This window comes from Sphaerisporangium sp. NPDC049002 (assembly GCF_040649355.1).
GTDB lineage: Bacteria > Actinomycetota > Actinomycetes > Streptosporangiales > Streptosporangiaceae > Sphaerisporangium.
This window is the reverse complement of the sequence record NZ_JBEZFH010000206.1, coordinates 1-13,805: the sequence shown is the minus strand read 5'-3', so window position 1 is coordinate 13,805 and position 13,805 is coordinate 1. Positions and strand designations below refer to the sequence as shown.

Sequence of the window (13,805 nt, the reverse complement as noted above, 5' to 3'; positions counted from 1 at the left end):
CAAAGCAGGCCGCACGCCCGGGTTCCCACGTTTCAAGGGCCGGGGCCGATTCGACACTGTCGAGTGGCCCAAGGACGGCGACGGCTGCCGGTGGGACTCCCAGCCTCACCACCCGGCCGCGACGTTCGTCCGCCTTCAAAGCATCGGGCATGTCCGAGTGCATCGGCACCGGCCGGTCAAGGGCCGCGTGAAGACGATCAGCGTCAAGCGGGAAGGACTCCGCTGGTACCTTGTGGTGTCGTGCGATGAGGTGCCCGCCCAGACGCTGTCCGCGACGGGTGCGGTGGCCGGGATCGACATGGGTGTCGCCTCGCTCGTCACCACCAGCGACGGCGAACATCTGGATAACCCGCGTCACCTGGCCGCGTCCGCTGACCGGCTCACGGCGGCTCAGCAGGCCCTCGCCCGCAAGAAACGGGGATCCAAGCGCCGCGGTAAGGCCGTCGCCGGCGTCGCGGCGCTGCACGCCAAGGTCCGCCGTCAACGCCTCGATGGCGCGCACAAGGCCGCGCTCGCGCTGGTCGGCGACTACGACGTGATCGTGCATGAGGACCTGCGGATCGCGAACATGACCCGCTCGGCCCATGGCACGATCGCGCAGCCTGGCCGGAATGTCGCACAGAAGTCCGGGTTGAACCGGAGCATCCTGGACGCGGGTTGGGGGGTGTTCCTGACGATCCTGTCGCACAAGGCTGAAAGCGCCGGTCGCGAGCTGATCGCAGTGAACCCCGCCAACACCTCCCGCACCTGCTCGCGCTGCGGGCACCGCGCCGCGGACAACCGCCTCACCCAAGCCGAGTTCGCCTGTACGGCGTGCGGGCATACCGCGCACGCCGACGTGAACGCGGCTGTCAACATCCTCAGGGCAGGGCTTGCCCTTCGCCTGGCCGCGCAAGCGGCTTAGCGAGAAGCCGCTCCCTTCAGGGAGCGGAGGAGTCACTAAGAGCTTCCGGCGAGCACCGCCATGGCCGCGTTGTGGCCGGGGATGCCGCTCACGCCGCCTCCGCGCCGGGCGCCCGCGCCGCACAGCAGGATCCGCTCGTGCTCGGTCTCGACGCCCCAGCGGCCGGTCTCGGCGGGGTCCTCGGCGAACGGCCAGGACAGGTCGCGGTGGAAGATGTGGCCGCCGGGGAGGCCGGCCTCGTTCTCCAGGTCCACAGGGGTCTTGGCCTCCAGGCAGAGGGAGCCGTCGGGGGCGCGCAGGAGGCAGTCCTCGATGGGCTCGGCCAGAACGCTGTTGATGGAGGCGAGCGTGGCCGCCAGCGCCTCACTCCTCGCCCTGTCCGGATTTTTCCGGAAAAGGCGGGCGGGCATGTGCAGGCCGAACAGCGTCATCGTCTGGACCCCGGCCTCCTGGAGCGAGGCCCCGAGGATCGAGGAGTCGGTGAGCGAGTGGCAGTACACCTCCGCCGGGGGCAGCTCGGGGATCACGCCGGCGACGGCCTGCTCGTACGCGAGCGCGAGCTGGTCGCGGCCCTCGTTGATGTGGAACGTGCCGCTGAACGCCTCGACCGGGTCCACCGCGCCGTCCTTCAGGCGGGGCAGGCGCGACAGCACCATGTTGATCTTGAGCTGGGCGCCCTCCGGCGGATCCTGCGCCCGGCCGAGCAGCCTGGCCATGACGGCGGGCGGCGTGTTGACCAGCAGGTGATCGCCGGTGACGGTGTGCTCGGCGCCCTCGGCGTCGCGGAACACCACCTCCCCGCCCGGGTCGATCGCGAGCACCTCCATGCCCGTGCGGATCTCCGCGCCGCCGCTCCTGGCCGCCTCGGCGAGCGCCCCGCTGACCGCGCCCATGCCCCCGACCGGCACGTTCCAGTCCCCCCTGCCGTCGCCGACGACGTGGTAGAGGAAGCAGCGGTTGGCGAGCAGGTCCTCGTCGGGGTCGGCGAAGGTGCCGATCAGGGCGTCCGTCAGCACCACGCCCCGCACGGTGTCGTCGCCGAACCGCTCGCGGGCCACCTCGCCGATCGGCCGCTCGAACAGGTCGCGCCAGGCCTCGTCGTCCGCCACCAGCTCGCGGGTCGCCGTACGGTCGCGCAGGGGTTCGAGCAGTGTGGGCGCCACCCGCTCGGCGACCCGCGCCGTCTGCCCGTAGAACCGGTTCCACTGGGCGTGGTCGGCGGGCCCGCCGGTCACGGCGGCGAAGGAGGCGGCCGTCCGCTCCGCGTCGCCGTTGTCCACGAGCAGCCCCGTGCCGCCCACCGGCGTGTACGACGCGTAGCGCCTGCGCCGCAGTTCCAGCTTCAGGCCGAGATCGGCGACCACCTTGCCCGGCAGCAGGCTGACCAGGTAGGAGTAGCGCGACAGCCGCGCGTCGACCCCGGGGAAGGCCCGCGCGGACACCGCGAGCCCTCCGACGTGGGAAAGCCGCTCCAGCACCAGCACGCGGCGCCCGGCACGCGCGAGATAGGCGGCGGCGACGAGGCCGTTGTGCCCGGCACCTGCGATGACGGCGTCGTAATGCGAACGGGGCATGAAAGGTCTCCCAACCCGGACAGTACGGTGAGAAGGCACATCAGGGGAACAATCCCCCTGGAGCGTATACAGGGAGAGGACCGAGAGCGAGCATGCACATGACCGGCCCCGGAGCGGCGATCATCCAGACCTCAGAGGAAGTCACGGAGGCCCTCGCCACGGGGGCGCCCGTGGTCGCGCTTGAGACCACGATCATCTCACATGGCCTGCCGCAGCCCCGCAATCTCCAGGTGGCGATCGAGCTGGAGGAGATGGTCCGGGAGGCGGGAGCCGTGCCCGCGACCATCGCCGTGCTCGACGGAGTGGCCCGCGTGGGCCTCGACAAGGGCATGCTGGAGCGCGTCGCCACCGAGCCCGACCTGCGCAAGCTGGGCTTCCGCGACCTGCCCGCCGCCGCCGCGCTGTCGGCCAGCGGCGCCACCACCGTCTCGGCCACCGCGTTCCTCGCGGCCCGCGCGGGGATCCGCGTGTTCGCGACGGGCGGCCTCGGCGGCGTGCACCGCGAGTGGACGGCCGACCAGGACGAGTCCGCCGACCTCGACATGCTTTCCAGGACGCGGATCACCGTCGTCTGCGCGGGCGTGAAGTCGATCCTGGACGTGCCCGCCACCCTCCAGCGCCTGGAGACGCGGAGCGTCAGCGTGGCCGGGTACCGCACGGACGAGTTCCCCGGCTTCTACCTCCACACCTCCGGGCTCCCGGTCGACTGGCGCCTTTCCTCCCCCGCCGAGGCCGCCGCCGTCATGCGGGCGCAGGACGGCCTGGGCGGGCCGGAGACGGCGCTGATCGTGGCCAACCCGGTGCCGGTGGCCGAGCAGCTCGACCCCGAGCTCCACGACCGCGTGCTGGCCGAGGCGCTCGCCGCCGCCGGCCGCGAGGGGATCACCGGTCAGGCGATCACCCCGTTCCTGCTCGACTTCCTGGTCAGGGGCACCGACGGCGCCTCGCTGGAGGCCAACCTGGCCGCCGTGCGCGGCAACACCCGCCTGGCCGGGCAGATCGCGGCCTCCTGGGCGGCTTCGCCCTCGTCGCCCTCGGTGGAGCGCTGAGTGGGTGGTCTGCTCGTCATCGGTGACGTCGTCACCGATGTGGTCGCACTCCACCACGCGCCGGTCGCGACCGGCACCGACACCGCCGCCGACATCGTCGTGCGCCCAGGCGGTTCGGGGGCGAACACCGCCTCCTGGGCCGCCCACCTGGGCGCGGACGCCCGGATCCTGACGCGGGTAGGGTACGACACCGGCCCCTGGCACATCGCCGAACTGCGCGGGGCGGGGGTCCGGCCGCACGTACGGGTGGACCCGGCGCACCCGACCGCGGTCGTGATCGCGATGGTCGACGTGACCGGCGAGCGGTCGATGCTGACCAACCGGGGCGCGGGCGGGCGAATCGGCCCCGGCGACTGGGACGAGGACCTGCTCGACGGCGTGAGCCACCTGCACGTCTCCGGATACACGCTGTTCGCGGCGCCGGGCCTCGACCTGGTCCGGCTCGCCGTACGGGCCGCCGTGGCCCGGGACGTACGGATCAGCGTCGATCCGGCCTCGACGGGATTTCTGCGGGATTTCGGCCCGGCGAGATTCCTCAGCGAGACGGCCGCCGCGACGATCGTCATCCCCAACCGCGACGAGGCGCTGCTCCTCACCGGCGAGACCGACGTCGGGGACGCCGCGGCGGCGCTCAGCGCCCTGTACGGCGTGGCCGCGGTGAAGCTCGGACCCGGCGGGGCGCTGCTGGCGGTGGGAGGCCGGGTCGTCCACCGGGCGCCCGCCGTGACCGCCCGGGCGGTGGACTCCACGGGCGCCGGGGACGCCTTCGCCGCGGGTTTCCTCAGCGCTCTGCTACCCGGTGACTCTCCGGAGTCAGCGCTGGAAGCGGGGTGTCTGGCGGGTGCCGATGCGGTCACCCGGCTGGGCGGAAGGCCGGGGCCTGCGAGCGGTGTCCACTCGGTTACAGGCTCCGGGATCGGCTAGCGGCTATGTTCTCCCTAGATGGCGCTAATTGATAGCCTCCGGCGTAAGCTGCACCATTAGCAACATGCGTCACACTCGGGAGGATGCGGTCAGCCGATGGACGCCGATTCAATGATCTGCTTGAGTGATCTGGTCCCGGCCCTGCGCTGGAGCCGCCCTCAGCAGGTCGCCGAAGTGCTCGCCGACCCCCGGCTTCCGGGTGGCTGGTGGGCTTCGGTCGCTCTCAGCCGTGCCCTGGGCACGACCGGTGTCGACTGGCTCTGCGACAGGCTCTCGCGGCTGGCCGTCAGCCGCTGGGACCACCTGGCGCTGATGGACGTGCTGCCCGCGCTCCAGGTCCATGTGGTGGATCCGGGGCTTCCGGGCTGGCCCGAGCCCGCGCGCTCGGCGATCAGCGGCATGGGCGGATGGCAGCGCCTGCGCAGGCTGACCGCGGCCGACCTGCGGCTGCCCGCGGGGCCCACGTCGCCCGAAGTGATCATCACCGCCGTCTTCCGGGAGATCCTCGGCCGGGTTCCCGCCATCGCGCCGCAGGTCCCCGGGCCCGTCGTCCCGCCCGTCACGCCGCCGATCACCCCGCCCGTCACGGCGCATACAGGCCCCCACCCGGCGCAAACGGGCGCCCTTCCGGTGCGGCCGGGAACCCTTCCGGTGCGGCCGGGGCCGGGGGCCCTTCCGGTGCGGCCGGGCGGCCCGCGTCTCGCTCCGCCCACCGGCCCCCATCCGGCACAGCCCACCGGCCCCCACCCGGCGCATCCGACCGGTCCCCATCCGGCGCAGGCCCCGGGCACCGGGGCTCCGGCGGTGCCCGGCGTGCCGCAGGCGCAGGGCCCGTACCGCGAGGCGCCGGCCCCCGCCGCCCCACCGCCGCCCCCGGTCTCGGACAACCCGCTCGTGAGGCTCGTGGACGCGGTGTTCCGCGAGTGGACGCCGCTGGAGCGGGCCGTCGCCACCGAGCGGCTGTTCGCCGAGGAGCCGATCAGCCTCCGCACGCTGGCCCACGAGCTGCACGTCGACCGCGACGTGCTCTCGCAGGCTCAGCGGGCCGCCGAGGAGCGCGTGTTGCAGTGGCTGCGCTCCCCCGAGTCGACCGCGGTGACCGGGCACCTGTTCCGCCTCACCGAGTGGCTCGGCGTCGCCGCCACCGAGGACCAGCTCATCGGGGCCGACCCCGCGCACCCCATCGAGGTCCCCTCGCTCGGCACGCCCCTGTGGCGCGTGCTGGTCGCGCTCATGCCCGACCGCCGCCTCCAGGACGGCTGGCTCGTCGTCGGCGACCTCGCCCGGCTGCGCGAGCGCACGGCCCAGCTACTGGGCGACAAGACCTCGGGTGAGGACGCGGCGGAGCTGCTGGCCCAGGTCGGCATCCGCGCCCACTCGGCCCAGGCCTGGATCGACGCCCTGCCCCGGGCGATGACCCGGCAGCAGGAGCCGCCGGCCACGAACGGCTTCACGCCGCTCCCCCGCCGCACGCCCGGGGCCAACGGCCACCAGATGCGCGGGGGGCTGCCGGTCCCGTCCGTGGCGGACAACCTGCCCGACGCCCAGACCGCCCTGGCCGCGCTCACCGCGCTGTCCGGGCCTCCCCGTCCTCACCTGGTGCCGGAGCCGCGCGCGGCGACGCTCGCGCCGCCGCTGCCGAGCCCGGCCTCCGACCCGCGCCGCTGGCAGCGCATCGACGTCACCAGCGAGCACCTGCGGGGCGAGCCGGTGCCCGTCCCCGAGGGGTACGCCACGCAGCTCGGCATGCGCCCCGGCACGCTGCTGTCGGTCACCGGGCCGGGGGACAACGCCGTCGTGCTGGTCTGGCGCGACCGCCAGCCGGTGTTCGACTCGCTCCAGCCGGTGCTGATGCGGCTCAACGCCCGGCCGGGCGACGCGATCTACGTCACCGTGGACGGCTACCGCCTGGACGCCCAGCTCACTGCCTGACCGCGCGACTCGAACGACGTCCGGGGAGATGGTTCAGGGGTTTGGCTCTGTCAGCGTGAAGTTGCACGATGTGCGTGTCGGTTCGGGCACCAGTTGATGATCAACCGGTTTCGAAGTGTCGATGAGTATGAGCACCATGTCTCGGGACGTGAATGCGGCGGCCGCTTCAGGGCGACTGATCAACTATCGTGACCGGCCATGAGGTTCCTCATCGTCGGTGGTAGTGGTTTTCTCGGCGGCGAACTTGCTCGGCAGTGTTTGGTGGCCAAGCATGAGGTGGCTGCGACCTACCTGACCCGATCAGGAGAGACCGCAGGTGTTGAGTGGTTGCCGCTCGATGTGCGCCGACGAGAGGACGTTGACACGCTGATCGACGCATTTCGGCCAGAGGCGGTCATTAACGCTGCGTTCCGGCAGACAGATTGGGCGAGCACGGCGATGGGAGCCGTGAACGTGGCTCTCGCTGCCTCTGCGGCGGGTGGGCGCCTGGTCCATGTGTCCAGCGACGCGGTCTTCTCGGGTGCCGCGATTCGCTATGACGAGACGTGCGCCCCTGACCCGATCACCCCGTATGGTGCGGCCAAAGCCGCTGCCGAGACAGCAGTGAACGCGATCGCGCCAACCGCGGTGATAGCCCGGACATCCCTGATCATCGGTGACGGTGATTCGCCGCACGAGGCGCTGGTGCATTCACTGGCCACCGGCAGCGCGAGAGGAATGCTGTTCACCGACGACGTGCGATGTCCCGTGCATGTCGTCGATCTCGCTGCGGCACTCCTCGAACTTGCCGCATCCGAGTATCACGGCATCCACCATGTCGCTGGAGCCGATGCGGTAAGCCGATACGAGCTGGGGCTGCTCATCGCCCGACGTGATGGACTCGACGCGGACCAATTGCCTTCAGGTCGGCGAGCAGACACCAACGTGCCCGGCCCGATAGATGTGCGCTTGGAGTGCGGCATGACTCAGGGGCGGCTTCGGACCAGGCTGCGTGGCGCGCGGCAGTTTCTGGGGTGAGGTTCACCAGGGGGTTCATAGGTCCGGCCAGGTATAGCTGGCCAGGTAGGGCGATCGTCCGCTGACGAACCAGCTCTGCAGGTCCTGAAGCCGTTGGACTGCGGCTTCGTAATATATTCGGGTGGCTCGGGGCGAGGAAAGTTGGGGTGACTGACGTGGCCTGGGACGAACTCGGTGAGATACCAGTAGCCCTCAACCAGCCAGCGGTCGAGCTGATCTCGGGGCTCTTGCTGGGCGCAGACACGACGCATCGCTTGCTCTGGGCCTCCCCCCGGGGCGTGGACACCCGGTTTCATGCAGCCAGTTTGGTCACTATACCGAGCTGATCTTCATAGACGGCTGGGGGGATGTTCCCGGTCGCCGAGCCTGGCAGAGGGACGCCTGCTCACGCGGCCGACGACGCCGAGATCGACGCGCACTTGGCCGCCATCCACGCGGGCGAACTCGACCTGACACTCGCGCCGCTGATCTCGGCCTGGGGACGCCGTCCAGCCGAGCACCCGCCGGCACTCGGTTAGGTGCGGATCCAGGCGTTGTCCGACCTGCCCACAGCGCTGTTCGTCGAGGAGATTTCCGGGCCGCACGAGTAGCCCCTTACGGGGGGGGTTGGCACGGGTGAGCCTTGTGGAGAACCCCGTCAGGGCCGGGGGTGGTCGCCGGTCTTCAGGACCTTGCGGTAGTACGTTCCAGCGGACTCGTAGTTCAGGGCCTGGTAGAACTCCGGGGCCCGCCGGGTCGCCAGGGCGATGTAGCCGGCGTCCCTGGACCGCGCCCACACCTCGAACTCCTCCAGCAGCGCCCTGCCCAGGCCTCGCCTGCGGAAGCCGTGCTGGGTCATGGCCTCCTCCACCCAGGCCACGTGGCCGTTGGCGAACAGGGTCAGGTGAACGTATCCGAGCAGGTAGCCGCGTACGTCGCCGTCCACGACCGCGACGAGGACCAGGGCGTCCGGGTTCTCCAGCAGGAGCGGAAAGGCCGCGTCGAACGCCGCCCGCTGCGGGCGGAACGACAGCGCGAACTCGCGGGCCAGCCCGAAGATCTCCTCGGTGTCGCTCTTATCGGCCCTTCGCACCAGGAGATCATCAGAAGTCATGAAAAGGACTTTAAGTAGTGGATGGCCTGTTCGTCCATTCACACCCAGAACCAAGATCGCCATAGGCGGCCCCGTTGTGCCCGTTGTTCAGCTCCATCCGGCCGCCGTCGGTGACTGCGGCGAACCACGCGAGGCTGTCGCGCCGGTCCCCCACTGGCATGATCATGGGAGTCACGGTCGAAGCCGCCTTCGTTGGCGTAGCCGAGGCCTGCACCACGGCACGTAACGATGGAGCGACATGCCTGCTACGAAGTCCAGGCCGCGATGTCCGGCACCAGGCCGGCCATCGCTCGTACGGCCTCGGGAAGCGGTCTATGCCGTCCTGCCGTATGAGACAGACCGGATCACCCGAACCCTCCACCTTTGACCCCATTGAGGAAGACGTCCCACTCAGACGGGGTGACGGCTATTACTGGCCCATTCGGCAACTTAGAGTCACGCAACAGGTAGAGCGGCGGGGCGTGCCACTCACCTTCGGGTTCGGCTTGAGCTGTATCAGTACACGTGGCTTCCACGCAGTTGGGGCCGTCGCCGCTGCGACTGCTCTTACGCCACACCATGCGGGACATGTCCACTACGGGCCTCTCCGTTTTCTCTTTGAGAACAAGAGCCCTCAAGCCCGCTCAGCCATCCGTGTTATCAACGTTCGTGACTCTTCGGGGCTGAGCGCCGCCGCTCGCAGATGATCGAACGCGAGCGTGTATCGATACATTTCAACATCGTTTTCTATATAGAGGATACTCGTCATGCTCTCGACATACGCGACATCAGGATCATGGGGTTCGCGAAACTCAAGCATGGCGAAGGTGCCGGCAGTCGCAGGGTGTGCTCCGGCCGCGGACGGCAGCACCTGGACGGTGATGTTGTCTCGATCCGCGCACTCAAGGAGCTTGGCGTACTGCCCGCGCATGATCGCCGCCGAGCCGACGCGACGCGTCAGTGCGGCTTCGTCGATCACGGTCCAGAACCGAATCGGGTCCTGCTCACGCGACAAGATGCCCTGCCGCGTCATTCGAACCTCGACACGGCGTTCGACCTCCGTGGGCGGGCACAATGCCATCAAGGCGGAGCGGATGACTTCGCGAGCATAATCCTCGGTTTGGAGCAGGCCATGCACGAGCATGCCGTCGAAGCTCCTGATGAACGCCGCCTCGGCTTCGAGTTGGATGTAGGTCGCGTAGTCGCTCGGCAGCGAGTCCGAGTAGGCGTCCCACCATCCCTTCGTACGTGCCGTCCTGGCCAGTGCATGCAATGCCGCTCGCTTGCGACCGTCGAGTGCGTACAGGTCGAGTAGACGGGTCAGGTCCGGAGACGTGATTCCCACACGAGCCGTCTCGATCCGCGAGAGCTTCGCGGTCGACCAGCCAACACGATCTGCCGCCGCCTCGATCGTCATCGCCTGAAGCTCACGCAATCTACGCAGTTCACCGGCCAGTCGACGGCGCCTCACAGAGGGACCACGCCCCGCCATCACAACCTCCTTTGAGTGGCTACGAACAGTGTGCCGTCCATCACTTACCGACACAGTGGAATCGCGGAGGTACCTGGATCGGTAACTTTGCAGAATCGGTTGCTAACTCACCGTACACAGTGGAGCATCTGCTGGTGTTGCACACAGTCACCGGATCCCGGGACCACCGGTCGCAGGAATCGACTGGACGTTCCCCCACAGAAGGGCAGGCGAGCATATGAGTGCGGGCGATCTTCCAGGCTGGAAGGTCCAACTGGTGGAGTTGGCATGGGAGTTGAACGAGCTCGGGTTCGACTCCGTGGTGAGGCTTCCGCCGGGACGGCGGCCGAGTTTGGAGGTCTTCGTACCGCCGGGTCGGCCGAGGAGCACTCGACAACGGCGGGACGCTACATCGGAGCCCACGCGGCCCCGACGGACCCGGGCCTGGGCGCGGGGGCTCTCCCGGCGTATCGCGGGGGTGGGCTGGTGAAGGCGCTCGGGCTGCTGGGGCGGGTCGATGTGCCCGCGCGGGTCACCGCCGTCCCAAGGGCCCGGCGCTGCGTGCGGGAGCTGCTAGGAGGCACCGATCACCCGCAGACCGACGACGCCTTGCTGCTGGTCACCGAACTGGTCACCAACGCGGTGCGGTACTCCGACTCGGGACGCTGCCCGGCCGGGCGGGTCACCATCGCCGTGGCCGACCACGACGGGACGCTCCACATCGACGTGACCGACGCGGGCTCGTCGGAGAACCGGCCCACGCTGTGCCTGGAGACCTGTCCCGACAGCGGCGGCGGACGCGGCCTCTGGCTGCTCCAACAGGTGGCGACCACCTGGGGCTGGTACGAGACCGCCACCGGACGCGTGGTCTGGTTCCAACTCGCCGGCAAGTGACGAAACCACCGCACTCCGGCGCCAGCGAAGGACGCGCCGCCGGCGGGACGGGGTCAGGCGGGCATGCCGAGTTGGCGGGCGATGAGCATGCGCTGGACCTCGCTGGTGCCCTCGCCGATCTCCAGGATCTTGGCGTCGCGGTAGAAGCGGCCGACCGGGTACTCGTTCATGAAGCCGTAGCCGCCGAAGATCTGTGTGGCGTCGCGGGCGTTGTCCATGGCCGCGTTGGAGCTCACCAGCTTGGCGATGGCCGCCTCCTTCTTGAACGGCTCGCCGGCGAGCATCTTCTCGGCCGCGTGGTAGTAGGCCAGGCGCGCAGTGTGGGCCCGGACCTCCATGTCGGCGACCTTGAACTGGATGGCCTGGTAGCGCCCGATCGGCGTCCCGAACGCCTGCCGCTCCTGGACGTACCGCAGGCTCTCGTCGACGCAGCCCTGCGCGAGGCCCACCGAGAGCGCCGCGAAGGCGATGCGGCCCTCGTCGAGGGTCTGCAGGAACTGCGCGTACCCCCGGCCCCGCTCGCCGAGCAGGTTGGCGGCGGGCACCCGGCAGTCGGTGAACGACAGCTCGCGCGTGTCCGAGGCCGACCAGCCGACCTTGGAGTACTTCTTCGACACCGTGAACCCGGGCGTGTCCGACGGGACCAGGATCGTCGTGATCTCCGGGGAGATCCGCCCGGCGCCCTCGGTGCGCTCGCGCTGACCGGTGATGGCGGCGACGGCGACGAATCCGGTGATGTCGGTGCCCGAGTTGGTGATGAACACCTTGGATCCGTTGATCACCCATTCGGCCCCGTCGAGAACGGCGGTGGTCCGCATGCCGCCCGGCACGTCGGATCCGCCGCCTGGCTCGGTGAGCCCGAACGCGCCGAGCGTCTCGCCGGAGGTCAGCCGGGGAAGCCATTCGGCCTTCTGCTCGGCCGTGCCGAACCGGTAGACCGGCATGGCGCCGAGGGAGACCGCGGCCTCCAGGGTGATGGCCACCGAGGAGTCGACGCGGGCGAGCTCCTCCAGCGCCAGGCAGAGGGCGAAGTAGTCGCCGCCCATGCCGCCGTGCTCCTCGGGGATCGGCAGCCCGAACAGCCCCATACGCCCCATCTGGGCGACGATGTCGTAGGGGAACGCGCAGCGCTCGTAGTAGTCGCCGATCACCGGTGCGACCACGTCCCTGGAGAAGTCCTCGACGGTCTTGCGCAACGCCTCGTACTCGTCGTTGAGCCGGTGCATGCTCTTCACTCCTCTACTGTGGCCGTGGCCTCGTCTGCCTGGGCTTCGTCCGACGGGGATCGGCCCGCCGGACGTTCGCCGGCCGGTGCTTCACCGGCCGGATCCTCCTTGGCGAGGGCCTGGACGACGCGGGACGGGCTCGGCCGGCCAAGCTCCCCCGCCAGCCAGACGCTGGTCGCGACCAGCGATCCGAGGTCGACGCCGGTCTCGACGCCGAGCCCGGAGAGCATCCAGACCAGGTCCTCGGTGGCGAGGTTGCCCGTGGCGCTCTTGGCGTACGGGCACCCGCCGATCCCTCCGGCCGAGGCGTCCACGACCGTCACCCCGGCCCGCAGGGCGCTGAGGGTGTTGGCCAGGGCCTGGCCGTAGGTGTCGTGGAAGTGCACGGCGAGCCGCTCGGGCCCCACGCCCGCCTGGGCGAAGGCCGAAAGCAGGGCGGTGACGTGCCCGGGCGTGCCGACGCCGATGGTGTCGCCGAGGGACAGCTGGGAGCAGCCGAGGTCGAGCAGGCGCGTCCCCTGCCGGACGACCTGGGCGATCGGCACCGGCCCCTCCCAGGGGTCGCCGAAGCACATCGACAGGTACGCCCGGACGTCCAGCCCGTTCTCACGGGCGCGCGCGACCACGGGGGTGAACATCTCGATCGAGCCGTCCAGACTGCGGTTGAGGTTCTGGCGGGCGAAGGTCTCGGTGGCGCTGCCGAAGATCGCGATGTCGGTGACGCCCAGGGCGAGCGTTCGGTCGAGGCCACGCTCATTGGGGACCAGCACCGGGTAGCGGACGCCCGGCACCCGTTCCACCCGGCCCAGCAGCTCCTCCGCGTCCGCGAGCTGGGGGATCCACTTCGGGTGCACGAAGCTGGTCGCCTCGATGGTGGTCAGCCCGGCCTCGGCCAGCCGCGCGACGAACCGCGCCTTGACCTCGACGGGGACGATCGCCGACTCGTTCTGCAGCCCGTCCCTGGGCCCGACCTCGTAGATCGTCACCCGGTCCGGCAGACCGTCCATCGGGACCTCGAACGGCATGCGCATCATGACCCTCCCGTGTCCGTGTCCGTGTCAGGGGCGGGGGGCTCTTCGCGGACGACGGCCAGCACCGCGTCCATGTCGACCGGCCGGCCCGCGCGTGCGGGAAGCTCCACGACGACGCCGTCCGAGGGGGCGGTGACGGTGTGCTCCATCTTCATCGCCTCGACGATCAGCAGCGGCTGCCCCTCGGTGACCCGCTCGCCGGGGACCACCTTGACCAGCAGCACGGTGCCGGGCATCGGGCTGCGGACCACTCCGTCGCCCGCGCCGCCCGCGCCCGCGCGGTCTCCGCGCTCCCCCGGCTCGTGGGGCGTGATCGCCCACGAGCGCCCGTCCCTGCCGAGCCACACGGTCGCGCCGTCCACGGCGTGGGTGAAGCGGGAAGTCAGGCCGTCCAGCGTCACGAAGACCTCGCCGCCTCGCCCGTGGGCGAGCCGGGCCGGGGCCGCGGGCGCGTCGCCCACGGTCACCTCGGCGCCCGTACGGGGAAGGCCGCGCACTCTCACCTCGGCGGTCTCGTCCCGCGCCGTCAGGAGCCAGGGCGTCCAGGAGGGCTCGCCGGCCCGCCACCCGTCCGGCACGTCCCACGGGTCGTCGCCCGCGGACGAGACCAGCCGGTCCTGCAGGACCAGCGCCGCCGCGGCCGGCACCTCGTCCGGCAGGCCTCCGGGGCCGTCCCGCGGGCTGCGCCTGCTCCACGACCTCGTCCGGAAC

13 protein-coding genes are annotated in these 13,805 nt (G+C 70.4%); 6 read left to right on the top strand and 7 right to left on the bottom strand.

The window, feature by feature from the left end:
• The coding region (locus tag AB0B89_RS29670; protein ID WP_358559396.1) for a transposase at nucleotides 1-904 on the top strand (904 nt) is incomplete at its 5' end.
• 35 nt (nucleotides 905-939) lie between these two features.
• Here the strand turns inward: AB0B89_RS29670 and AB0B89_RS29665 are convergent.
• Nucleotides 940-2,478 carry an NAD(P)/FAD-dependent oxidoreductase gene (locus tag AB0B89_RS29665; RefSeq protein ID WP_358559394.1) on the bottom strand — a complete coding sequence of 513 codons (1,539 nt, stop codon included), beginning with the start codon at nucleotides 2,476-2,478 and terminating at the stop codon, nucleotides 940-942.
• Nucleotides 2,479-2,570: 92 nt separating this feature from the next.
• Between AB0B89_RS29665 and AB0B89_RS29660 the strand changes: the two genes are divergently transcribed.
• From AB0B89_RS29660 to AB0B89_RS29645, 4 genes are all read left to right on the top strand, one after another.
• Nucleotides 2,571-3,527 (top strand): pseudouridine-5'-phosphate glycosidase, encoded by a 957-nt coding sequence (locus tag AB0B89_RS29660; RefSeq protein ID WP_358559392.1) that lies wholly within the window; start codon nucleotides 2,571-2,573, stop codon nucleotides 3,525-3,527.
• Nucleotides 3,528-4,451 (top strand): sugar kinase, encoded by a 924-nt coding sequence (locus AB0B89_RS29655; protein WP_358559390.1) that lies wholly within the window; start codon nucleotides 3,528-3,530, stop codon nucleotides 4,449-4,451.
• Nucleotides 4,452-4,571: 120 nt separating this feature from the next.
• Nucleotides 4,572-6,383, top strand: a complete 1,812-nt coding sequence (locus AB0B89_RS29650; RefSeq protein WP_358559389.1) for a hypothetical protein — start codon at nucleotides 4,572-4,574, stop codon at nucleotides 6,381-6,383.
• A gap of 198 nt (nucleotides 6,384-6,581) precedes the next feature.
• The gene (locus AB0B89_RS29645; protein WP_358559387.1) at nucleotides 6,582-7,400 is read left to right on the top strand and encodes a sugar nucleotide-binding protein; all 819 of its coding nucleotides are present in this window, start codon (nucleotides 6,582-6,584) and stop codon (nucleotides 7,398-7,400) included.
• 637 nt (nucleotides 7,401-8,037) lie between these two features.
• Here AB0B89_RS29645 and AB0B89_RS29640 read toward each other — a convergent pair.
• From AB0B89_RS29640 to AB0B89_RS29630, 3 genes are all read right to left on the bottom strand, one after another.
• Complete coding sequence (locus AB0B89_RS29640) at nucleotides 8,038-8,493, bottom strand: GNAT family N-acetyltransferase (RefSeq protein WP_358559385.1); 456 nt, start codon at nucleotides 8,491-8,493, stop codon at nucleotides 8,038-8,040.
• 344 nt (nucleotides 8,494-8,837) lie between these two features.
• On the bottom strand, nucleotides 8,838-9,053 hold the full coding sequence (locus tag AB0B89_RS29635) for a DUF397 domain-containing protein (RefSeq protein ID WP_358559400.1): 216 nt from the start codon (nucleotides 9,051-9,053) through the stop codon (nucleotides 8,838-8,840).
• Nucleotides 9,054-9,106: 53 nt separating this feature from the next.
• Nucleotides 9,107-9,964, bottom strand: a complete 858-nt coding sequence (locus AB0B89_RS29630) for a helix-turn-helix transcriptional regulator (protein ID WP_358559383.1) — start codon at nucleotides 9,962-9,964, stop codon at nucleotides 9,107-9,109.
• Between the two features lie 465 nt (nucleotides 9,965-10,429).
• On the opposite strand from AB0B89_RS29630, the gene AB0B89_RS29625 reads away from it, so the two are divergent.
• Complete coding sequence (locus AB0B89_RS29625; protein WP_358559381.1) at nucleotides 10,430-10,837, top strand: ATP-binding protein; 408 nt, start codon at nucleotides 10,430-10,432, stop codon at nucleotides 10,835-10,837.
• Between the two features lie 53 nt (nucleotides 10,838-10,890).
• Here AB0B89_RS29625 and AB0B89_RS29620 read toward each other — a convergent pair whose 3' ends face one another.
• From AB0B89_RS29620 to AB0B89_RS29610, 3 genes are all read right to left on the bottom strand, one after another.
• A complete protein-coding gene (locus AB0B89_RS29620; RefSeq protein WP_358559398.1) occupies nucleotides 10,891-12,063 on the bottom strand; it encodes an acyl-CoA dehydrogenase family protein in 1,173 nt (390 codons plus the stop codon).
• Nucleotides 12,064-12,068: 5 nt separating this feature from the next.
• Nucleotides 12,069-13,088: a hydroxymethylglutaryl-CoA lyase gene (locus tag AB0B89_RS29615; protein WP_358559379.1), complete on the bottom strand. Its 1,020-nt coding sequence runs from the start codon at nucleotides 13,086-13,088 to the stop codon at nucleotides 12,069-12,071.
• A gap of 5 nt (nucleotides 13,089-13,093) precedes the next feature.
• Nucleotides 13,094-13,805, bottom strand: a 712-nt coding sequence (locus AB0B89_RS29610) for a biotin/lipoyl-containing protein (protein WP_358559377.1), incomplete at its 5' end; no start/stop codon positions are given.